The sequence below is a fragment of the Enterococcus gallinarum NBRC 100675 genome (assembly GCF_001544275.1).
GTDB classification, from domain to species: domain Bacteria; phylum Bacillota; class Bacilli; order Lactobacillales; family Enterococcaceae; genus Enterococcus_D; species Enterococcus_D gallinarum.
In genome coordinates this window covers 1-20,792 of sequence record NZ_BCQE01000011.1, presented here as the reverse complement: position 1 = coordinate 20,792, position 20,792 = coordinate 1, and the positions used below count along the sequence as shown (strand labels likewise).

At 41.5% G+C, this 20,792-nt stretch carries 21 protein-coding genes and 1 riboswitch; of the genes, 16 read left to right on the top strand and 5 right to left on the bottom strand.

All coding sequences use genetic code 11. The features are described from left to right. Window positions 1-45: 45 nt before the first annotated feature. The 4 genes from EG2_RS07290 to EG2_RS07275 all read left to right on the top strand — a co-directional run bounded on the left by EG2_RS07290 (window position 46) and on the right by EG2_RS07275 (window position 4,676). Complete coding sequence (locus tag EG2_RS07290; RefSeq protein ID WP_060814171.1) at window positions 46-1,155, top strand: hypothetical protein; 1,110 nt, start codon at window positions 46-48, stop codon at window positions 1,153-1,155. Continuing rightward, window positions 1,155-2,369 carry an ABC transporter permease gene (locus EG2_RS07285; protein WP_060814170.1) on the top strand — a complete coding sequence of 405 codons (1,215 nt, stop codon included), beginning with the start codon at window positions 1,155-1,157 and terminating at the stop codon, window positions 2,367-2,369. Before EG2_RS07290 ends, EG2_RS07285 begins: the two co-directional genes overlap by 1 nt. 11 nt (window positions 2,370-2,380) lie before the next feature. Continuing rightward, the gene (locus EG2_RS07280) at window positions 2,381-3,256 is read left to right on the top strand and encodes an ABC transporter ATP-binding protein (protein ID WP_060814169.1); all 876 of its coding nucleotides are present in this window, start codon (window positions 2,381-2,383) and stop codon (window positions 3,254-3,256) included. A gap of 202 nt (window positions 3,257-3,458) precedes the next feature. After that, on the top strand, window positions 3,459-4,676 hold the full coding sequence (locus EG2_RS07275; RefSeq protein WP_003127177.1) for a pyridoxal phosphate-dependent aminotransferase: 1,218 nt from the start codon (window positions 3,459-3,461) through the stop codon (window positions 4,674-4,676). A gap of 148 nt (window positions 4,677-4,824) precedes the next feature. Here EG2_RS07275 and EG2_RS07270 read toward each other — a convergent pair whose 3' ends face one another. After that, a complete protein-coding gene (locus EG2_RS07270) occupies window positions 4,825-5,004 on the bottom strand; it encodes a DUF2187 domain-containing protein (protein ID WP_003127178.1) in 180 nt (59 codons plus the stop codon). 142 nt (window positions 5,005-5,146) lie between these two features. Here EG2_RS07270 and EG2_RS07265 point away from each other — a divergent pair, with 142 nt between their 5' ends. Both EG2_RS07265 and nagA read left to right on the top strand, forming a co-directional pair. After that, complete coding sequence (locus EG2_RS07265; protein ID WP_003127180.1) at window positions 5,147-6,004, top strand: helix-turn-helix domain-containing protein; 858 nt, start codon at window positions 5,147-5,149, stop codon at window positions 6,002-6,004. A gap of 56 nt (window positions 6,005-6,060) precedes the next feature. Next, window positions 6,061-7,206 (top strand): N-acetylglucosamine-6-phosphate deacetylase, encoded by a 1,146-nt coding sequence (gene nagA, locus EG2_RS07260; protein WP_060814168.1) that lies wholly within the window; start codon window positions 6,061-6,063, stop codon window positions 7,204-7,206. Between the two features lie 189 nt (window positions 7,207-7,395). On the opposite strand, the gene EG2_RS07255 is transcribed toward nagA, so the two are convergent. Next, window positions 7,396-7,992: an FUSC family protein gene (locus tag EG2_RS07255; protein ID WP_003127183.1), complete on the bottom strand. Its 597-nt coding sequence runs from the start codon at window positions 7,990-7,992 to the stop codon at window positions 7,396-7,398. A 96-nt stretch (window positions 7,993-8,088) separates the two neighbouring features. Between EG2_RS07255 and EG2_RS07250 the strand changes: the two genes are divergently transcribed. Then, window positions 8,089-9,039 carry an aromatic acid exporter family protein gene (locus tag EG2_RS07250; RefSeq protein ID WP_005472481.1) on the top strand — a complete coding sequence of 317 codons (951 nt, stop codon included), beginning with the start codon at window positions 8,089-8,091 and terminating at the stop codon, window positions 9,037-9,039. Between the two features lie 55 nt (window positions 9,040-9,094). Here the strand turns inward: EG2_RS07250 and EG2_RS07245 are convergent, their stop codons facing one another. Further along, entirely contained in the window at window positions 9,095-10,051 is a 957-nt protein-coding gene (locus EG2_RS07245) for a Gfo/Idh/MocA family protein (protein ID WP_060814167.1), read from the bottom strand. A 125-nt stretch (window positions 10,052-10,176) separates the two neighbouring features. On the opposite strand from EG2_RS07245, the gene EG2_RS07240 reads away from it, so the two are divergent. From EG2_RS07240 to purB, 9 genes are all read left to right on the top strand, one after another. Then, the gene (locus EG2_RS07240) at window positions 10,177-10,680 is read left to right on the top strand and encodes a hypothetical protein (protein WP_034704725.1); all 504 of its coding nucleotides are present in this window, start codon (window positions 10,177-10,179) and stop codon (window positions 10,678-10,680) included. A 13-nt stretch (window positions 10,681-10,693) separates the two neighbouring features. Then, a complete protein-coding gene (locus EG2_RS07235) occupies window positions 10,694-11,482 on the top strand; it encodes a M15 family metallopeptidase (RefSeq protein WP_060814166.1) in 789 nt (262 codons plus the stop codon). Further along, entirely contained in the window at window positions 11,475-12,074 is a 600-nt protein-coding gene (locus EG2_RS07230; RefSeq protein WP_003127188.1) for a glycoside hydrolase family 73 protein, read from the top strand. Before EG2_RS07235 ends, EG2_RS07230 begins: the two co-directional genes overlap by 8 nt. Window positions 12,075-12,094: 20 nt before the next feature. Then, on the top strand, window positions 12,095-12,772 hold the full coding sequence (locus tag EG2_RS07225; protein WP_029486902.1) for a beta/alpha barrel domain-containing protein: 678 nt from the start codon (window positions 12,095-12,097) through the stop codon (window positions 12,770-12,772). A gap of 89 nt (window positions 12,773-12,861) precedes the next feature. Continuing rightward, a riboswitch (purine riboswitch) is annotated at window positions 12,862-12,959 on the top strand. A gap of 75 nt (window positions 12,960-13,034) precedes the next feature. Next, window positions 13,035-13,616: a xanthine phosphoribosyltransferase gene (locus EG2_RS07220; protein WP_003127190.1), complete on the top strand. Its 582-nt coding sequence runs from the start codon at window positions 13,035-13,037 to the stop codon at window positions 13,614-13,616. After that, window positions 13,616-14,920, top strand: coding sequence for a nucleobase:cation symporter-2 family protein (locus EG2_RS07215; protein ID WP_060814165.1), 1,305 nt, complete (start codon window positions 13,616-13,618; stop codon window positions 14,918-14,920). Before EG2_RS07220 ends, EG2_RS07215 begins: the two co-directional genes overlap by 1 nt. A 171-nt stretch (window positions 14,921-15,091) precedes the next feature. Continuing rightward, window positions 15,092-15,577, top strand: coding sequence for a 5-(carboxyamino)imidazole ribonucleotide mutase (gene purE / locus EG2_RS07210; protein WP_003127192.1), 486 nt, complete (start codon window positions 15,092-15,094; stop codon window positions 15,575-15,577). After that, window positions 15,570-16,688 (top strand): 5-(carboxyamino)imidazole ribonucleotide synthase, encoded by a 1,119-nt coding sequence (gene purK / locus EG2_RS07205; RefSeq protein WP_029486900.1) that lies wholly within the window; start codon window positions 15,570-15,572, stop codon window positions 16,686-16,688. Before purE ends, purK begins: the two co-directional genes overlap by 8 nt. A gap of 13 nt (window positions 16,689-16,701) precedes the next feature. After that, window positions 16,702-18,000 carry an adenylosuccinate lyase gene (gene purB, locus EG2_RS07200; RefSeq protein ID WP_041119285.1) on the top strand — a complete coding sequence of 433 codons (1,299 nt, stop codon included), beginning with the start codon at window positions 16,702-16,704 and terminating at the stop codon, window positions 17,998-18,000. A 73-nt stretch (window positions 18,001-18,073) separates the two neighbouring features. On the opposite strand, the gene pbp4 is transcribed toward purB, so the two are convergent. Continuing rightward, entirely contained in the window at window positions 18,074-20,122 is a 2,049-nt protein-coding gene (gene pbp4, locus EG2_RS07195; protein WP_060814164.1) for a penicillin-binding protein PBP4(5), read from the bottom strand. A 5-nt stretch (window positions 20,123-20,127) separates the two neighbouring features. Continuing rightward, window positions 20,128-20,742: a DUF1054 family protein gene (locus tag EG2_RS07190; RefSeq protein ID WP_060814163.1), complete on the bottom strand. Its 615-nt coding sequence runs from the start codon at window positions 20,740-20,742 to the stop codon at window positions 20,128-20,130. Between the last annotated feature and the right edge of the window lie 50 nt (window positions 20,743-20,792).

Genomic DNA, 20,792 nt, shown 5'->3' with positions numbered 1-20,792 from the left:
TGGTATAATGAGAAAATAACTTTGGAGCTTTAAGGAGATTGATAAATGAACTACTTTAAAAATCTGCTGGCTAAATCGATTCGGCAGCGCCGTTTTTTGTTTACGATGATGGCAGCGTTCTTGATTGGTGTGGGGCTCGCTTTTTATCTTACATTCATGGAACCAGTGAATGTACAGGCAGAAATCACTATGCAAAAAGCGCAAGCATTACGGCTTGTAGACAATTATCAGAATTATCCAAATGAATCTCAGGACAAGCAAGAAACCTATCAACTGCTGCTGGCAAACAACACATTATCTAATCGGCAAGCCTCGAATCTAATCATGGAAGAATTTCCTCGTTTCAATCGGACCAGTGAAGAGATTGCAACAATTCAGCTGCAATTATGGGAAACCGCTTTACCAGATAAAGCCTTTTTACCATCGATCTGGCAATTGCAGCAAAATAAAGTGGTAGCAGCGCAATTAGAAGAACAGGAAAAAGCTCCTTTTCTTACTGTTGACAATGCGCAGACTGCTGTTGCGTTGACTATTCAAGTGTTATTGGGATTTGGCTTTTTATTCCTGGCATTTTTTGCTAGCGATAATTTGCTGGAAGAAAAGCGCCATTTTTCTCTGATCCATTCCTATCCACAAGTCTTCCCTATAAGGATGATCAGTAAAGTCGGGGTAAAGATGATTGGTCATCTGGCAACGATCAGCCTGTTGCTTCTAGGAATCACTGCGGCCATGTCGGTGATCGGACGATGGGGGGATTGGCACTATCCAACGGCTGTCTATTATCATCATACTTGGCATGCCGTACCTTTCTGGCAATACTTTCTATTGGTACTCGTGCTTTTGACAAGTTTGATTATTGTGACAGAATTACTGGGCTTTGTGGCCAATGTTTTGATTCCAAATCGCTATGTTTCTTTTTTTCTCCTTTGTCTTTGCTATGGTCTCGGTACAATAGCTAGTACACCATTCAGTAAATATTCCCCTTTTGCTGTTTTTGATTTGCAAAAGATCCTCACAGGTGAGTTTGCAGTCAGATCGCAATCGACAGTCGGGTTAGGGACAGCTTTCATCCTTCTTTTCTTATGGGGGGTGGGAGCGGTCGCCTTCTTGTTGATCGCAGATAAGAAAAACTGGCTAGCGAAAGGAGTCATATAATGAAAAATTATTTTCTCTTTGAACTACAGCAATTAATCAAAAGTAAAAAAACGATCGGGCTATGGTGCTTGTTAGTAATCGTTGCTGGCGTATACAGTTTTCGTGATCGCACCTATCGGCCAATTGAGCGAATAGACAAAAATGAAATTGAACAGCGGTATTTGACTAGACAATCCTTTTTGGATGAACAAGCAGAAAATCCCTCAGATCATTGGTCCGCCGCCATGGCAGTAGCGATGTTCGAGCCATGGAATCAAGCAGATAGCTTACGATTAACTTCCCTAGCTGCCAATGATTGGCAAAAGTATGCCAAAGCAACGAGCCAATGGTATCAGCTGAGTCTCCAATATACCGATGATGAAACAATTTTCTTCACGCCTGACTATTATACTTATCAGAACTATTATGCGGCTTATGATGGGAAATACGGCTATGCCTCCACTGCAAAATGGATGGAAAGTGCCAGCCAATTACCAAACAAAAAGCTTTCCAAGTATGTGTTGGAACAAAAAACGGGTATCCAATCTGTTCAGCGGGCATTTACGAATTACTTGCCGTTTCTCTTTCTTGGCGTGACGATCTTTTTGGCAATCGATAGTCTGACCAAGGATCGTCGACACAAAAGCTTATTCTTATCTTTGCCGGTGACGGTAGATGAGATTCTTTGGGCGAAGACAGCGGCACTGTTTATTGTGTCAACACTGATGATGATCAGTACACTCGTTTTGATTTGGATCGGTGTCGGCTGCCAATTCGGCTTTGGCTCATTGGACCTACCCGTCAGTATCTTGTCTTCATCCTTTGATGCCCGTTATCCTATTTCTTCTGCCGATGTTTTTTATACACGCCCTGTTGGAGTTTTCTTACTTCAGTGTATGGGGGTAGGAATCGTGCTGCAATTGATCTATATCCGAGGCATTCTTTTGCTGAGCACACTTTGGCGCTCAGAATTAGCCAATCTCTTTCTTGCTGGTTTTGGCTTGATTAGTCCACTTATTTTTCAGAGACGCTGGTTTAGTGCATTCTTGGATAAATCAAATGATGCCTATTTGTATCAAAATTATGGTCAGATCCTTTCAGGATTCAGCCGTTTTTATTTTGGGTCCTCTGAGTTTGTCCTTGCGAAAGGAGTGCTGCTTTTTGGTGTAGTGTGGCTGCTGATCGAGATCGGTCTTTTTGTTCGTGTACAGCAGAAGCAATTTAAGCTTGTTTAGGAGGTTTGGAAATGTTAGCAATGAAAAACGTAACTGTGACATTTAAACGAAATGTTTTGGATGATTTAACGTTGGCCTTTCATCCTGGAGAAATCGTCGGCTTAGTGGCGCCGAACGGTACTGGAAAATCAACACTACTCAATGTATTGATGAATTTTGTTCAGCCGACTAGTGGGGAGATCTTTCTCGATCAAACACAGCTTTACACGTCCAAGAAGTCAGAAATGGCAGCTCACCAGAAAATCTCTTTTTTCCCTGATCAGAACGATCTATATAATGATCTCAGCGGATTAGAACATTTAAAACTTTATCAACGAATGTGGCGATCAGAGGAAGCGCTGATTGATCAAACCGTGAATCAATTAAGAATGACTGACTATATCAAGCGGCCGGTTGGAACCTATTCGTTGGGGATGCGTCAAAGACTGTGTTTTGCGATGCAGATCGTGACAGACACGCCCTATATGTTGATGGACGAAGTCATGAATGGGTTGGATCCGACCAATGTGGAATTGATTTCTAACGTTTTAAAAGGGTTGCGGGAGAAAAAGAAATCGATCCTGATTGCTTCCCATATTTTGACCAATTTGGATAGTTATGCAGATCGCGTTTTGTTTTTGAAAGATGGCAAGATTATCCATGAATACCTGGGAAAGAATTCTTTAATAGATGAACCAATTTATTTAAAAGCAAAAGATCCAGAGTTTTTGGTTTCATTTCCCGAATTAACAACATTGACAATCGATCTTCAAGAACAGGTCTATTTAATCGAAATCAGTGATCCTCAGCTGCCGCAACGCTTTATTGAAGCTGGTTTTACAGAATTTTCAATTGGCCATCTCGCATTAGCTGAACGCTATTTAAAATTCTTTCCAGAGAATGACTGAACAAAAACGAATGAACGGCTAGGCAATAAAAGAGCGTTCATTCGTTTCTTTTAGAAAAGAATTTATTTAAAAGTCGTAAAGTTCTGTCAATTTGACCGTTTTTTTTCTAAACTTTTTGCTATAATAAATGCAATCTTTTAAAAAAGAATATCACTAGAACCAAGGTAATTTGCATTGATTCTACTGTCAAAGGAGAATTCGAATGAGAAAATTTGAAAAGTCATCAAAACTAGAAGGCGTAAGTTATGATGTCCGGGGACCAGTCCTAGAAGAAGCAGAACGGATGCAAGAAGAAGGCATCAGCATCTTGAAATTGAATACAGGTAATCCGGCCCCATTTGGTTTTGAAGCGCCAAATGAGATCGTCCGTGACTTGATTATGAATGTGCGGGAGTCTGAAGGCTACTCTGATTCTAAAGGGATTTTTTCAGCCCGCAAAGCCATCGAGCAATATTATCAATTACAAAAGTTTCCAAATGTGACGATCAATGATATTTATACCGGAAATGGTGTATCAGAACTGATCACCATGTGTATGCAAGGGCTATGCAATAATGGCGATGAAGTGTTGGTGCCGATGCCTGATTATCCTTTATGGACGGCATCGATCTCTTTAGCTGGTGGAAAACCTGTACACTACATTTGCGATGAACAATCTGACTGGAACCCAGATATTGAAGATATTCGTTCAAAAATCACAAGTAAAACGAAAGCCATCGTGATCATCAATCCTAATAATCCTACAGGTGCTGTCTATCCAAAAGAAGTATTGCAGCAAATTGTTGATGTGGCTCGCGACCATGACTTGATTATTTTTTCTGACGAAATCTATGATCGGTTAGTAATGGATGATTATGTTCACGTCCCAATCGCTACATTAGCTCCGGATCGCTTTGTTGTGACTCTTGGTGGATTGTCTAAATCACATCGCGTAGCCGGATTCCGGGTTGGCTGGATGGTCCTTAGCGGGGATAAGAGAAACGTTAAAGATTATATTGAGGGCTTGAATATGCTTTCCTCTATGAGGCTTTGTTCAAATGTTCTTTCTCAGCAGATCATTCAGACGGCGTTAGGTGGCTATCAAAGTTCGGATGAACTGCTGCTTCCAGGAGGAAGGATCTATGAGCAAAGAGAGTATATTTATCAAGCATTGAATGACATTCCTGGTTTATCAGCTGTTAAACCTAAAGCGGCATTTTATATTTTCCCTAAGATCGATGTCAAACGCTTCAATATTAAGAATGATGAACAGTTTGTGTTGGATTTTCTGCATGAGCACCATGTGCTATTAGTGCACGGGGGCGGATTTAATTGGCAAGAACCAGATCATTTCCGAATCGTTTATTTACCGAATATGGATGATTTGAAAGCAACGACCGAAAAGATGCGGGAGTTTTTAGCCACTTATCAGCAAAAATAAGTAAGCAATAGTAGGAATAAACAATAGTAAAAATAACGAACAGTTGGCTCCTTATCCTGTACCTTGTAGCAAGGCATCGGACCAGATCCAACTGCTCGTTTTTTTGATTGATCGAATATCTTAAAATCATAGCGCTTATTGCATATGCTTAGTCAGCAGTCTGCTGACATTTTTTTTTACTGATGATCATTCGATCATTGAATTTTTCCAGCATTTCTTCGCTAGGGTCTGTCACTTGCACAAGAACCGAATTTTCATATTCTCTTTCGACTTTTCCTGCATAGACCTTGCCTTCCCAAGTGAAGGTAATGGTGCTGTTAATCGTCATAGAAACACCTCGTTTTAAATTGTTAAAAAATACCAAGATATTGTTGGAATTGCTTTCCTTTTTGCTATTATGTGCTAAAATGAAGAAAATTAAAAATGCGAATTCGCATTTTTTTTAATGTTGAAAAAGTTGGAGGAGAGTCATGGCAAATTCACAAGAATCCTTTGGCCAAATCATTCGCACGTTCCGCAAAAAGCGCAAGATGACACAAAAGATGTTGGCAGAAGATATCTGTTCACAAAGTGTTTTGAGCCGGATCGAAAATAATGAAGAATTACCGAATGTATTGGTCATGCATCAAATCTGTCAACGATTAGGCGTTACCTTAGATCAAGTAATGATGCTCCATGCTGAAGAGATCAATCGAACGAATCAAGTGTTCGCTCAAATGGAAAGCCATTTTGTTCATAAAGAGTACCAAGAGTTATTGACCAAACTGCAGGATAAAACGATCATGGACTATCTATATTTGGACGCAGACATGCAAATGTACTATTACTTTTTAGGGAGTTGCGAATATTTCTTGTTCCAAGATTATGAAGCAGCGATTGAAAGCCTTAAAAAAGGCTTATCCTACTCTTATCAGCAAGATAAAATCAATATCTCTGTGATGGAGATTCGACTCTTAAGTTGTATGGGGCGAGTGTATAATGATATGCAGCAATTAGAAGAAGCACGTTTTCATCTAGAAAAAAGTTACCATGGGGTGCAAGTGCTGCCGGCAGAACGGATGACCACAACCTTGACCAAAGTATTCTACAACTATGCAGTTTTTTTAGCGAAACAAGAAGAATTCACCACTGCTTTACAAATTCTAGAAGAAGGTATCGATCTTGCCAGAGAAAAGAACAGTTTCTATTTTTTAGAAGAATTGTTTGAACTGAAAGGCCATGTCTTTGTCGCTCTTGACAATCAGCAAGCAGCCGATGAAAGTTTTGCTCTTTATCAAGCGGTCGTCGATATTCGAAATTCATCGAGAAATGGTGTAGACCTTTCTTGACTTCTTACTCAAATAAGAGTAATTTTAAGGAAGAAAAGAAATAAGGAGCGATCAAGATGAAAACATATATTTATGCGGACAAATTCTTTTTGAAGTCAGCTGTTCATGGGGCAGGTTATCTGGAGATCATTGACGGCAAATTTGGCGATATCGTCAATGAAGTACCGGAAGATGCGGAAGTAAAAGATTATTCTGGGCAATGGATAGCTCCAGGACTCGTAGATACCCATATCCATGGGTTCATGAACCACGATGTCATGGACAACGATGCAGAAGGGATCAAAGCTATGTCAGAAGGCTTATTGTCTTGTGGTGTAACTTCTTTCTTGCCGACGACATTGACTTCCAGCAAAGAACGTCTAAGAGATGTAGCAGAAACTGTCGGACAAGTGAAAGATTCTGTTACCGGTGCGAAAATCCAAGGGATTTATTTTGAAGGACCTTTCTTTACTGAAGAACACAAAGGCGCTCAAAATCCAATCTATTTTGGTGATCCAGACATCGATACATTCCACGAATGGCAGGAAGCTTCTGGTGGGATTATCAAAAAAATTGCCTTAGCTCCTGAACGTAAAGGCGTTACCGATTTTGTGTCTCAAGTGACAGAAGAAGGTGTTGTGGTTGCCTTAGGTCATAGTAATGGGACTTTACAGGAAGCTGAAGCTGCTGTTGAAGCAGGAGCCAGTGTTTTTGTTCATGCCTATAACGGAATGAGAGGACTAAATCACCGTGAACCAGGGATGGTAGGAGCATTGCTATCATTAAAAGAAGTATTCTCTGAATTGATCTGTGATGGACATCATGTTCATCCGCAAGCGGCTGAGATCTTGATGGAAAAAGCCGGGCATGACCATGTTGCTTTGATCACCGACTGTATGATGGCAGGAGGTATGCCGGATGGAGATTATATTCTTGGAGAATTCCCTGTTGTCGTAAAAGATGGAACAGCTCGTCTAAAAGAAGGAAACTTGGCCGGAAGTATTTTGAAATTAAAAGAAGCCATCAAAAATGTTGTTGAGTGGGAGATTGCTACCCCGCAAGAAGCAATCATGATGGCAAGTCTAGTGCCAGCAATCAGTTGTAAAATCGACGACAAATGCGGCATGATCAAGAAAGGTCGGGCAGCTGACTTTATCGTGTTGGACCCTCAAATGAATCTGCAAGCGACATTTTTAGATGGTGTTTGCCGGTACGAAGCTTAAGCAGAAAAAAGACACAGATCGCCAATTGGTGATCTGTGCTTTTTTTGTAAAAACGTTTAATTGTTTTATCGATTTTCATCAATAGCTGGAAGGTAGATCAAATTTTTCTTGCCCAACAAAAGAAAACAGCAAAAACGCCTTCCTCACAAGCTGTCTTGATACGTAAAAAGCTAAGTAGTGAGAGGGCGTTTATTTTTGTTCTTGCTGCTTGGAGATTTCTTCTTGAACATCTTCCAGCATAGTTTTCAATTCCGTTTCTCTTTCCTTCAATACAACCAAGTCTTCTTTGATTTCTGCTTGTTTTTCTTTTTCGGGAGGCCTCAAGACAAAATTGATGAAGATCGCAATCAGCGTACCAATAAAAGTGTCTAACACGCGATCTAATGCAAAAATAAAAGACTCTCCTTGTGGAACACTAAGAGTGATCAATAACATCGTAGCAATCCCAGAAATAATACCGGAATTATTATTGATCCCATCCGAAAGAACGATAATGAAGGCCACTAAAGCGGGGAGTACCAATAACTCGATCAAAAAATCATTGTGGAAATACTGTTTCATGAAGAAGTAGATGATGGCAGTAGCCCCACCGATCGAATTTCCTAAAACTCGTGATTTCCCAAAAGAAAGGGTCGTTGTTAAATCTTGACGTAGTGAGAAGACAGCGGAAAGGGCAGCGATCAAAGGCTGTCCGCGATTCAAAAATCGAAACAGCAAGATACACAACATGACAGCAATTGCGGTTTTTATCGTTCGCATCCCTAAACGAAAGCGGCCAAATTGCATGATCGATTTCCTCCTTTTCTTTAATCATAACCAAAATAACCGATAAATTCTAGTGAAATCCTTTTTTGTTTAGTATACTTTGAAAGGAGGTGCAGAATGAAAATTGGAATGAGAACAGTCAAGACAGCGATTGCTTCGGGTTTATCGATGGCAGTGGCTCAAGCGATTGGGTTATTATATGCGCCAGCCGCAGGGATCATTGCGATTTTGAGCGTAGGCAACACAAAGAAAACATCGCTTTATACGGGCATTGGACGCTTGATCTCACTGGCACTGGCGACAATTCTGGCATTTTGCAGTTTTTCGCTTCTGGGATATAATCCTTTAGGGTTTGTGCTCTTTTTGTTTTTGTTCATCCCAATGGCTGTCCGTTTTTCATTGACAGATGGCATCGTGGTCAATTCAGTCTTAGTAACGCACTATTTACTGGAAGAATCCTTTGCTTGGCGCTTGATCGTCAATGAATTCTTGCTCATGATTCTCGGAGTTGGCTTTGCATTAGTATTTAATCTTTATATGCCAGATGGAGAAAAAGAACTGAAAGAATTGCAGCAAGAAACAGAAAAGACGTTTAAAAGACTTTTAAAAGATATGTCTGAACACTTAAATCAACCTTCTCGATTGACCTTGCAAGGGCAATGTCAATCATTATTGGCAAAGATTCGACAAGGACAAGAAAAAGCACAGGTCCATCAAGAAAACCAATGGAGCCAAAAGAATAGTTACTATGAAGCGTATTTTGCGATGCGGCGTGCGCAAGTTCGTTTGTTGACAGAAATGATTGGTCTCTTGCGATCCATTTGGGTAGAAGAAGTTTATACAGAGAAATTTCGTGCCTTGCTGCTGTATACCGCAGAAACATTTGATGAAGCTAACGACGGCGAAGACCTTTTGCTAAGGATCGAAGAGTTGTATCAAGATTATCGACAAAAACCGCTGCCTAGAAATCGCGAGGAGTTTGAAAATCGCGCGCAATTGTTTCAATTTTTGCAGTCGTTTAAACGTTTTATTGAAATCAAAGCCGAATTTGCTGAACGGGATCATTAAGAAAAGGAAAGAATACGACTGCCCAGCGAATCAAATCGCTGGGCAGTCAATTGTTTTATTTTGTTTGCTTCCAAAATTGTTGCATCTGGTCTAAGACGGCAATGACGTCACTTGTTAGATGGATCGATCCTTTAGAAGTCCCTTCAATAGTTTTAATCATATTGGCGATTTCGTAATTTAGTGCTTGGGTCGTATCGCCTGTTTCAATAAACTCATTGGAGCCATCACGATAGTGGATGGTTGCTTTATCAGCCCGCGGATATTCTTCGACTGTGATATAGCCTTCTTCAAAAGCAACGATTCCTGTTTTTGGCATTTTAGCTTGGAAAGTTAGGGTCACACTGGCCATTTCATCAGCTGGGTTACGCAAAATCGTCACGGATTGTTCGTCAACGCCGGTTTCAAAAGGCTTCATGCTGCTGAATTCTACCTTTGGTGACTCACTCATGAAAAAGCGGGCAAAAGAGACGGCATAAGTACCAATGTCAAGCAGTGCACCGCCGCCTAAATCAGGATTGAAAAAACGATTTTGAGGATCAGGATCCTTGTAACTGCCAAAAGGTGATTGAATCATTTTTAATTTTCCTAGTTTGCCAGAGGCTACGATTTCTTTTAGACGATGATAAAGCGGCATGTTGTAGATGGTCATCGCCTCTTCTAAAACCAATCCTTTTTCTTTGGCTAAGGCCAGTTCTTCAGCAAGTTCATCGCCACTTGTAGTGATCGCTTTTTCGCAAAGAACGTGTTTCCCTGCTGCCAGTGCTGCCATGATGTAGTGATGGTGGATATCATTTGGTACCGCAATATAGACGATATCGATCGATGGATCAGCCAACATTGCTTCAGCAGATTCATAAGCCTGAGGAATCGAGAAACGTTCCGCAAATGCTTGGACTTTTGAGTAACGGCGGGCACAGACACCGTACAATTCGCTAGCATCGCTTGCAAATCCAGCGGCAAATTGTGTGGCGATGTCTCCAAGGCCAATTATGCCCCAACGATATTTTTTCATTTTCTATCAGCTCCTTCGTTTTTAGTATAACAAAACTTAGTGAATCTTAAAAATATTGCAAAGCCAAAGTTAAAAGTTCCATTTATGTCCAGCTTTCAGTAAAATAGATACAGGAGGGATGTATGATGCATAACGTGTCTATTGCAATTATTTTAAGTACAGTTATTGAACAATATTCTACGGAAGCTCGTTTCTATGAAACGCAGCTTGGAATCGATCGAGAACAATGGGAGGCTTGGAAAAATGGGACAGCGAGTTTGACACCTGCTGAAAATCAGAAAATCAAATTGCTGTTCTCTGATTATGAATGGATGCTGATTCAAAAAATTGTTCGTCAAACGGTGATCTATCCCGAAAAGAGAACAAGTGCGGTAGCTGAATTCAAGAAAATGAAGACACAGATTGCACGCACGTGGCTTTCAAATGATTTGGCAAAAGTGGAATTATTAACACAATCTGAAGAAAGTACCCAATACCTTGATTTAAGAGTCAGTATTACGTATGATGAATGGGGCTATGACGACATTTTGAACTTCCGTCTGCCTGCTTTTGTCCAACAACAAATCAAGAATGAGAAAATTGAGTTGTTGGCATGGGTCAAAGAGAATTTAGAAGAGACATATAATTAAAGGTAGGGTTTTTTTGAAAAAATATTTAGGTATCTTAGCTGCTGCTGGCTTTCTATTAATTAGTTTGGTAGCTAGTCTGCAGCAGGAACATTCAGCGAGCAGCGAAACAATCGCAAGTAGTCAGACAGTGGCGTCTAGCAGTGAAAAAGAACAAACAAGAGTCTCTCAGAAGAGTAAAGATTTTCCTAAAGTATCTTTAGATGATTGGGCGCTTGTTTTAGTGGGCCCCCTGAATAAAGGAACTGAAATCGATACGGGGGGATTAGCAAAATTAACCAATGGCTATCTCGTGGACAAACGAATCGTTTCTGACTATGAAAAATTAAAAGCTGCCGCAGAAAAAGCTGGTCATCCTTTAGTGATGATCTCCGCCTTTCGCTCCATCGCCTCGCAAAAGGCTGTTTTTGATCAGAATGTCACGATGCTGATGAGTCAAGGACAAAGCAAAGAGAAGGCAATCGAAACAACCAAACGAACGATGACAGAACCAGGTTACAGTGAACACCATACGGGTTTAGCCGTAGACGTAGTTGATCGACAATGGTATGATTCTTATCCAGAAACCGTATTGGACCACCGATTTGGTGAGACAGATGGCGGCAAGTGGCTGCAAGAGCATGCCCGGGAATACGGCTTTATCATTCGTTACCCAGAAGGAAAGCAGGCCATTACTCAGATCGATTATGAACCTTGGCATTTACGCTATGTTGGTGTAGAAACTGCTACATATATTGAAAAACATCAACTGACTCTGGAAGAATTTCTAGAGCAAGTAAAAGAACAGGAGGAAGAAAATGAGTAAACGACGCAAAACAACGAAGACTCGACTGCCGTTTGTCTTTTTAGGTATCCTCCTGATTGGGCTTGCTTTTATTTTTTCAATGAACAGTTTAGCCGATCCCTTGCCGAAACAAGAGGATAGTGAAGAAATGACTCAGCAAGAATTTATTGATCGCATTGCACCTCATGCACAGGAATTGCAAAAGGGGTACGGTATTTTACCGAGCATTATTTTAGGGCAAGCCATCTTGGAGTCTGATTGGGGCAAAAGTACACTAGCTAGTGAATACAATAATCTTTTTGGAATCAAAGCATTTGGACATAGTAAAAAAGTGACATTAGATACCCAAGAGTTTTATAATGAGCAGTGGGTAACGATCCAAGGCGATTTTCGAGTCTATGATTCGTGGGAAGAGTCCATGGATGACCACACGATGCTCTTTGTCAATGGCGTAGACTGGAATCCAGCGCTCTATGTAAATGTTTTGTCGGCAACAGACTACAAAACAGCTGCCAAAGCATTGCAAGAAGCTGGTTATGCCACAGATCCGGATTATGCAGAGAAAATCATTCGTGTAATTGAAACCTATCATTTAAATCAATACGACCAATAGACGGAAAGAAGTGGGTGCCCATGGAAGAAAAATACATGCCAAAGATCACAACGGAACTGCGAAAAGATATCGTGAAAGTTCCTAAAGTTATCAGACAAGCAAGCGGGATTCAAATTTTTGGCAAACAGATCCGCTCGATCATTTTTACTACAGATATTGCAATCATCCGCAATACCAATGCAGATGCGGTGATTGCCGTCTATCCCTTTACCCCGCACCCTGCGATTACCAAAGCGATTATCGAGGCAGCTGATATTCCCGTATTTTCGGGGGTCGGAGGAGGTTTGACTCAAGGATTTCGTTCTTCTTATATGAGCATGTTTGCAGAAGCGCAAGGTTCCATTGGTGTGGTGCTAAATGGTCCGACACCACTGAAAACTGTGGAGCAGGTCTGTAAGGTCATTGATATTCCTGTGATCAGTACCGTAACTAGTAAATATACCAAAATTGATGAAAAATTGAAGTTAGGTGTCAAAGTGATCAATATCAGTGCTGGGAAAAAAACCGCTGAGACTGTTCGTTATTTTCGCGAGCGGTATCCTGAATTGCCAATCATCGCTACTGGAGGCCCTACAGATGAAAGTATTTTAGAAACGATCGAAGCAGGCGCCAATGCAATCACCTATACACCACCTTCCAATGGAGAGTTATTCAGCAAAAAAATGCAGCACTATCGGGAAATGGAAAAACCTGATTAGTGAGCGTTGAGAAATAAAATGAGAACATTCTTATTTTGGAAGAGTTTTCTAAACTTGCCTTTTTAATCAATCTTCGGCATAATCGAACCTATCATTCATAAAATTTAACTTGTATATCGTCGTAATAAGGTCGACAGTCTCTACCCGATACCGTAAATATCGGACTATAAGTAAAAAAAGTGCCATTGATGCACCTTTTTTGCTAAAGCAAAAAAGGTGTTTTTTTGTTGATAGGCCTAAATGGAAAGGAAAGAGGTATAGGATGAAAAAGTTGATCGAACGGATCGAAAAAGACGGAAATGTTTTAGGTGATGGCGTTCTGAAAGTTGATAGTTTTTTAACGCACCAAGTGGATCCGGAATTAATGCAGGAAATCGGCACGACATTTGCCAAACGATTTCAAGCAGAGCAGATTACTAAAGTAGTGACTATCGAAGCTTCAGGGATTGCACCAGCTTTATTTACGGCACAAACATTAGGTGTGCCAATGATTTTTGCCCGTAAAGCCAAAAGTCTGACAATGGACGAAGAATTATTGACAGCCTCGGTTTATTCCTTTACCAAGCAAGTCACGAGTCAAGTATCGATTTCTCGGAAATTTTTGTCTGCGGAAGACAATGTATTGATCATCGATGACTTTTTAGCAAATGGCCAAGCAGCAAAAGGATTGATCGAATTGTGCCAGCAAGCCGGTGCAACGGTTGCTGGTATCGGAATCGTCATTGAAAAATCCTTCCAATCTGGACGAGCATTGCTTGAAGAAATGTCGATTCCTGTTGTTTCTCTCGCGCGGATCGCTTCCTTATCCGAGGGTAAAGCAACTTTCTTGGAGGGTGACGCTTAATGAACGAACAAAATGGACGCTCTGCTGTCTTAGGGTTGCAGCACTTGCTCGCGATGTATGCGGGTGCTGTCGCAGTACCACTATTGATTGGAACCGGGTTAGGATTTAATGAAGCCCAAATGACTTATTTGATTTCCATTGATATTTTTATGTGCGGGGTAGCAACATTGCTGCAATTGACCGTCACCCGTTTCTTCGGGATCGGATTGCCGGTTGTCTTGGGCTGTGCCATCCAAGCTGTTTCACCATTGATTTTGATCGGAACTAAGTCAGGGATCGGTGCCATTTATGGAGCCATTATTGCTTCTGGTATTTTTGTTGTTTTGATCTCCGGTGTCTTCTCAAAAATCAAAGTCTTGTTTCCGCCATTGGTTACGGGAACTGTCATTACAGTGATTGGTTTGACGTTGATCCCCGTTGCCATTACCAAAATCGGTGGTGGGGATGCTGCCGCAGCTTCCTTTGGCGCACCAGACAATTTACTCTTAGGTTTTGTCACGATTGCATTAATTATTGGTATTCAGATTTTTGCCAAAGGATTTCTTCGTTCGATTGCTGTTTTGATCGGTTTGATCGGCGGAACTTTGCTAGCAGCTGTCTTAGGGTTAGTTGATTTATCCGCGATTTCTCACGCGCCTGTCTTTCATTTGCCGCAGCCGTTTTACTTTGGGTTACCAACCTTTGATATTTGGTCGATTTTATTGATGATCATTATTTCAATCGTTAGTATGGTGGAGTCTACGGGGGTCTATTTTGCACTGGGAGATATTACAGGACAACCTGTTTCATCAGAATCATTGAAAAAAGGTTATCGGGCTGAAGGGTTAGCAGTGATTCTGGGCGGAATCTTCAACACATTCCCTTATACGGGCTTCTCACAAAATGTAGGGCTCGTACAGTTATCTGGTATCAAAACCCGTAAACCGATTTATTTCTCTGCGGTCTTTTTGATTATATTAGGTTTGTTTCCGAAAGTTGGTGCTTTGGCGCAAATCATTCCTGAAGCTGTATTGGGTGGCGGGATGTTAGTCATGTTCGGCATGGTGGCTGTCCAAGGGATGAGAATGTTGTCGAAAGTCGACTATTCAAATGACAAAAATTTGCTGATTATCGCTGTTTCACTGGGATTCGGCTTAGGGTTCAACATTATGCCAACTTTATTTAGCCGCTTACCTGAAACCTTGCAAATGTTTACTGGTAACGGAATTGTTATGAGCAGCATGACTGCGATTATCTTGAATCTTTTATTCAATGGCTTACCAAAAAAAGAAGCGGTCGAATCAGGAGAATTTAACGAAGTTTGATTTACGAAAGCATTCTGGTCAACAGGATGCTTTTTTGTTTTAGAGAGAAGAAATAATCTTTTGTTAAAAGACGAACAATATATCTCGTATTTTTTCTATAGTTCGATTTTCTTTTGACTTTATGGATGTCACTTGCTAGTATTTAAGTGAATAATCGAAGGGAGTTGTCTTATGGAACAAGTAGCAGTCATTATGGGCAGTACGTCGGATTGGGAGACGATGAAACACAGTTGTGAGATTTTAGAGGAGCTTGGGATTCCCTATATCAAAAAGGTTGTTTCGGCTCATCGGACACCGGACTTGATGTTTTCCTTTGCCGAAAATGCAAGAGAAAAAGGGCTGAAAGTAATCATTGCTGGTGCTGGCGGTGCCGCTCATCTGCCAGGTATGGTCGCTGCAAAAACAACGTTACCCGTGATTGGCGTACCCGTCCAATCACGAACATTAAATGGATTGGATTCGTTACTTTCCATTGTACAGATGCCGGGAGGCGTTCCTGTGGCAACGACAGCGATTGGAAAAGCTGGTGCAATCAACGCGGGACTACTTGCAGCTCAGATGCTTTCCATGTATGATTTAGGAATAGCGGAAAAGTTGGATCAACGAAGAAAGACGTTGAAAGAAAAAGTAGTGGAAAGTAGTGATCAACTTGATTAAACCTTTGATGCCCAATGCGACGATCGGAATCGTTGGCGGCGGACAATTGGGGCGTATGATGGCAATGAGTGCCAAAAAAATGGGTTTCCGTGTCGGCGTGCTGGATCCAACAGCCAATTGTCCGACAGCACAAGTAGCTGACTGGCATATTGTTGCTGCTTATGACGATGTCTTTGCACTGGAAGAAATGGCGCGGCGTTCTGATGTGATTACTTATGAATTTGAGAATGTCAGCGTAGAGGCTTTGAATTCGATTTTGCCCTATGCAAATATTCCTCAGGGAACTGATCTATTGGCAATCACCCAAGATCGCTTGTTAGAAAAATCTTTCTTAGAAGCCAATAATATTGTTATTGCACCTTATGCGACAATCATCAGTCCTACCGATATTCAAGATGCCATCGAGAGTATCGGCTATCCTTGTGTATTGAAAACGACTCGAGGAGGCTATGATGGCAAAGGGCAATATGTTTTATACAGCACAGCTGATTTAGCGCCTTCGATGAATCTTTTGCGAGAAGGAACTTGTGAATTAGAAGCATGGATCCCTTACGAAAAAGAACTCTCGATCATGGTGGCAGGGAATGGTCGTGAAATCACCACTTTCCCAGTGGTTGAAAATATCCACCGCAACAATATCTTGCATCAAACGATTGCACCTGCTCGAATCGATGCTGAGGTAGCGGAGGAAGCAGAACGGATCGCGCGTGTGATTGCGCAAGCCCTTGATTTACGCGGTGTTTTAGCGATCGAGCTGTTCTTAACGAAAAGCGGCGGACTATATGTGAATGAGTTGGCACCACGCCCACATAATTCAGGTCATTACTCGATTGAAGCTTGTTCTATGAGCCAGTTTGATGCCCATGTACGTGGGATCTGCGGTTGGCCGCTTGCAGAGGTTAAACTGTTGAGTGATGCGGTCATGGTGAACATCTTAGGTGATGAACTCATTGAAACATATGACCTGATTGCTCATAAGCCAGATTGGCAATTCCATTATTATGGCAAAGAAGAAGCAAAGAGCGGTCGGAAAATGGGACACATTACGTTGTTGACCGAAGACATTACTGCTTCATTGGAAGAAATCTATCAAACGAATATTTGGGATTAAAGGAGAGTAACGCATGTTAGAACGTTATACAAGACCTGAGATGGGCAAAATTTGGACAGATCAAAATCGATACCAAGCATGGCTAGAAGTCGAAATCTTAGCTGATGAGGCGTGGGCCGAGCTTGGTGAGATTCCCAAAGAAGATGTGGAAAAAATTAGAGAGAAGGCAACTTTCGATATCGACCGTATCTTAGAGATCGAAGCACAGACGCGTCATGATGTGGTCGCATTCACCCGGGCTGTCTCTGAATCGCTTGGTGACGAAAGTAAGTGGGTCCACTATGGGCTGACTTCTACTGATGTGGTAGATACGGCTTATGGTTACTTGATGAAGCAAGCGAATGACTTAATCCGTAAAGATCTAGAAACATTCACAGCTATCATTGGTGAAAAAGCAAAAGAACACAAATATACTGTCATGATGGGCCGGACCCATGGGGTGCATGCCGAACCGACGACATTTGGGTTGAAGCTTGCCTTGTGGTATTCTGAAATGAAACGCAATATTGAACGTTTCGAACGAGCGGCGGCTGGAGTTGAAGCTGGGAAAATCAGCGGTGCAGTAGGAACATTTGCCAACATTCCGCCATTTGTTGAAGAATATGTATGTAACAAGTTGGGGATTCGTCCTCAAGAAATCTCTACGCAAGTGTTGCCGCGAGATCTCCATGCAGAATATTTTGCTTCCATGGCACTGATTGCAACAAGCATTGAAAAATTTGCGACAGAAATCCGTGGATTGCAAAAATCAGAAACAAGAGAAGTTGAAGAGTTTTTTGCTAAAGGGCAAAAAGGGTCTTCCGCAATGCCGCACAAACGCAATCCTATTGGTTCAGAAAATATGGCGGGATTAGCACGAGTGATCCGCGGCCATATGGTGACGGCGTATGAAAATGTTTCTCTTTGGCATGAACGAGATATCTCTCACTCTTCTGCTGAACGGATTATTATCCCGGATACAACGATTTTGATTGATTATATGCTCAATCGTTTTGGAACGATCGTCAAAAATCTGACTGTTTTCCCAGAAAATATGAAACGTAATATGAATGCGACTTTTGGCTTGATCTATAGTCAACGTGTTATGTTGAAATTGATCGATCATGGCATGACTCGAGAACAGGCATATGATCTTGTTCAGCCGAAGACGGCACAAGCTTGGGACGAACAGCGGGATTTTCGACCATTGTTAGAAGCTGACCAAACCATTATGTCTACGTTAAGTGAAAAAGACTTGGATGATGCATTTGATTATCATCATCATTTAAAGCAAGTGGATACGATTTTTGCGCGCGTAGGTTTAGGTGAATAGGGAATAAACCCCGAAAAAAACAAAAGGCAGGCTGCTTCAGTAAGCAGCCTGCCTTTTGAGGTAGTTTTATTATTTAGTTATAGTTTTCGGAAAGATAAGACAAAAGATCTGGGGCTAATGCTGTAGCAGAAGAGTTTTCTTGCCGATCTTCTAGCATGGACACCATCAAATACTTTTGATTCTGGGCATCGAAAGCAAATAAGAAGCTATTTTCCTGTCCTTTCTCATCTTGTTTCTCCTTGATCTCAGCTGTTCCAGTTTTGGCAGCAAGAGGCAAACCGAGAGCTGCTAGGGAATGGGCTGTCCCATTCTCATCGGTAACGACAGCTTTCAAATCCTCATTGATCAGTGAAATCGTCTCTGGTGAAATCAACTCTTTTTTCGTCTTTGTTTCTGCACCCATCACTAATCGTGGATAAACCAGAGATCCTTGATTGGCGAAAACAGAGTACATCGCTGCTTGTTGAATTGGATTGATCAACAATTCTCCCTGGCCATAGCCAGTGTCTGCCAGCAAAATCTCAGAATTGAAGGATTTGTCATTGCTGATTTGTGCAGGGGTCATGGCAATCGGCAAGTCCAATTCTTCACCGAAAATAAATTTCTCCAAACCAGCACGGAATTTGTCTTCACCCATCGCCAATGTTTGTTGAGCCATATAGATATTATCCGAATAGACGAGAGCGTTACGCAAGTTAACGGATGCGACATCGCTGACCCGAGTCACGAAGTAATCTCCCCAAGAGCTATCTTTTTGCCATTTCAATCCGTTGATTGAAAGGACGGTTTCTGGATTGATCGTTCCATTGTCTAAACCGATGGCTGCTGTGATTGTTTTAAAGGTTGAACCGGGAGCATAACCAGTTGCAAAGCGGCTGATAAATGGTAGATCTTTATTGTTTTGGTAAGCATCATAGTCCTCTTGTGAAATTCCGTTGGTCATTTTATTGGGATCAAAACTTGGAGAACTAGCTAGAACGAGCAGATCCCCTGTGGTTGGTTCAGTGACCACGGTAGAACCAGCCTGATTCTTAAGGGAATCAAAAGCGATTTTCTGTGCTTTGGCATCGATCGTGAGTTGAATCGTTTTGCCGTCAGTTTTTTTCGTTTCGATCAATGCTTTTCGCTCTGTGCCTTTTTCATCGGTGATCGCTATCTTACCACCGTTTTTTCCTCGAAGTTCTTTGTCAAAAGCTGCCTCGAGACCAGAGCGGCCAATTTTTCCATTGCTGGCTAATGTATCATCTTTTTCAACATCTTCAGCCGTAATGTCTCCTACATAACCAATCAATTGTGCAGCGGCTTCACCTAATGGATAGGTTCTGCCCGCGGTTTCTTGAATGCTTGCACCGGTTGGGAGATCAGCTGTGGGTTCCACGATTTTCAAAGGAACAAAGTAATCGTCTTGCACCCAAGATTGATCCAATGCTTGCTGGATCGCTTTCTCAGTCAGGTCAAACTGCTTAGCGATCGCTTTGATTCTTGACTCTTTATCCTCTCCATCTCCTAATTGTCCGGGAATCACCCCAAGCTGGTACAAGGTGCCATTAGCAGCCAGTGGTGTTTTGTTGCGATCCACTATTTCACCTCGAACAGCCTCATCAACAGAAATACTTACTTTATCTTGTCCAGCCATGTCAGGGAAAATCAGGTTTGGAGCCCAATCGATTTTTGGCTGATCTTTTTCAAATTTGATGGTTCCGGAATAATTCAGATCTTTGATTTCCCCCAAGCTAGTAGTGAGAGATAACTGATACGTAAACTGATAATCTGCATCTTTGACATCATCGCTTAAAGTGATTTTGGAACCCTTGATGTTGGCAGCATCAATTCCGCTGAAAATTGTTTGATATTTTTCTGCTACTTGATCATTGGTATAACCATTTCTTTCTGCGCTATCAGAAAGAATCAAGGATGGTAATTTGTCGAATTTGTTTTTTGAAAGGTTCTCAATGAATGAGTGGACGACTTTCTCTGCCTGATTTTGTCGTTGCTGTTTGTCATAATAGCGATAGCCGAAAAAGCCACCTACTACAAGCAATAAGAGCAGAGGAAGAACAATCAGTAAAGTCTTCCGTTTTTTTGGTGGTTGATTTTGAGAGCGGCGATTTTGTCGTTCCATTTTTCTTAATTCCCTTCTTGGTTAAGTATCGGTAACTCTTCGCGATTCCGATAAAGCGGCAGCAGCAAGCAATAATCTGCTAACAGTTGCTCCATAGTGAGCGTAGAAATCTGATCTTTGAGATAGACTTTGCCAATCTGTAATTCGCTTTTTTTTACAGTAGTCAGCCGCTCTAGAGCAGCGGGCCATTCTCGGATCGGCTGATAGCCATATTGCGTATGATCCAGAGAGAGGACAAAATCTTGAGGTAGAGTTTCAAACAGTGCCGGTTTCTCTGACCAGCAGCGAGCGATTTGCTGTTGGTTTTTCGGCTGATCAATCACACTTAACCAGACAAAAGCATACTCACGAGTAATACCGATCTGGAAGTGGGCATCCATCTTATAACCTCGCTTGTTTGGTCCAAAAGCTGCCCAAGTTTCTTCTGGAGGATAGACACTTCGCCGTCGGTGCTGTGCGATATGCAGATAAAAAGGAGTGTCTAGCTTTTCTGTGAAAAAAGGGCAGACTTTTTCACCAATTTGCTGAAAAATCGGTTGGATCTCTTTACGAATTTCCTGCATTCGTTCTTCCAAGCTCGAAGCTCGGAAGACGTGAAAGCTTTTATTAGTAAATAACATAGAGTAAAATTCCTTTCTTGTATTCTAAGAGATAGTATAGCAAAAAAAGG

Bases quoted from the DNA above. Each gene is read 5' to 3' on its own strand.
- EG2_RS07290 (WP_060814171.1), top strand. From the start codon at position 46: ATGAACTACTTTAAAAATCTGCTGGCTAAATCGATTCGGCAGCGCCGT.
- EG2_RS07285 (WP_060814170.1), top strand. From the start codon at position 1,155: ATGAAAAATTATTTTCTCTTTGAACTACAGCAATTAATCAAAAGTAAA.
- EG2_RS07280 (WP_060814169.1), top strand. From the start codon at position 2,381: ATGTTAGCAATGAAAAACGTAACTGTGACATTTAAACGAAATGTTTTG.
- EG2_RS07275 (WP_003127177.1), top strand. From the start codon at position 3,459: ATGAGAAAATTTGAAAAGTCATCAAAACTAGAAGGCGTAAGTTATGAT.
- EG2_RS07270 (WP_003127178.1), bottom strand. From the start codon at position 5,004: ATGACGATTAACAGCACCATTACCTTCACTTGGGAAGGCAAGGTCTAT.
- EG2_RS07265 (WP_003127180.1), top strand. From the start codon at position 5,147: ATGGCAAATTCACAAGAATCCTTTGGCCAAATCATTCGCACGTTCCGC.
- nagA (WP_060814168.1), top strand. From the start codon at position 6,061: ATGAAAACATATATTTATGCGGACAAATTCTTTTTGAAGTCAGCTGTT.
- EG2_RS07255 (WP_003127183.1), bottom strand. From the start codon at position 7,992: ATGCAATTTGGCCGCTTTCGTTTAGGGATGCGAACGATAAAAACCGCA.
- EG2_RS07250 (WP_005472481.1), top strand. From the start codon at position 8,089: ATGAAAATTGGAATGAGAACAGTCAAGACAGCGATTGCTTCGGGTTTA.
- EG2_RS07245 (WP_060814167.1), bottom strand. From the start codon at position 10,051: ATGAAAAAATATCGTTGGGGCATAATTGGCCTTGGAGACATCGCCACA.
- EG2_RS07240 (WP_034704725.1), top strand. From the start codon at position 10,177: ATGCATAACGTGTCTATTGCAATTATTTTAAGTACAGTTATTGAACAA.
- EG2_RS07230 (WP_003127188.1), top strand. From the start codon at position 11,475: ATGAGTAAACGACGCAAAACAACGAAGACTCGACTGCCGTTTGTCTTT.
- EG2_RS07225 (WP_029486902.1), top strand. From the start codon at position 12,095: ATGGAAGAAAAATACATGCCAAAGATCACAACGGAACTGCGAAAAGAT.
- EG2_RS07220 (WP_003127190.1), top strand. From the start codon at position 13,035: ATGAAAAAGTTGATCGAACGGATCGAAAAAGACGGAAATGTTTTAGGT.
- EG2_RS07215 (WP_060814165.1), top strand. From the start codon at position 13,616: ATGAACGAACAAAATGGACGCTCTGCTGTCTTAGGGTTGCAGCACTTG.
- purE (WP_003127192.1), top strand. From the start codon at position 15,092: ATGGAACAAGTAGCAGTCATTATGGGCAGTACGTCGGATTGGGAGACG.
- purB (WP_041119285.1), top strand. From the start codon at position 16,702: ATGTTAGAACGTTATACAAGACCTGAGATGGGCAAAATTTGGACAGAT.
- pbp4 (WP_060814164.1), bottom strand. From the start codon at position 20,122: ATGGAACGACAAAATCGCCGCTCTCAAAATCAACCACCAAAAAAACGG.
- EG2_RS07190 (WP_060814163.1), bottom strand. From the start codon at position 20,742: ATGTTATTTACTAATAAAAGCTTTCACGTCTTCCGAGCTTCGAGCTTG.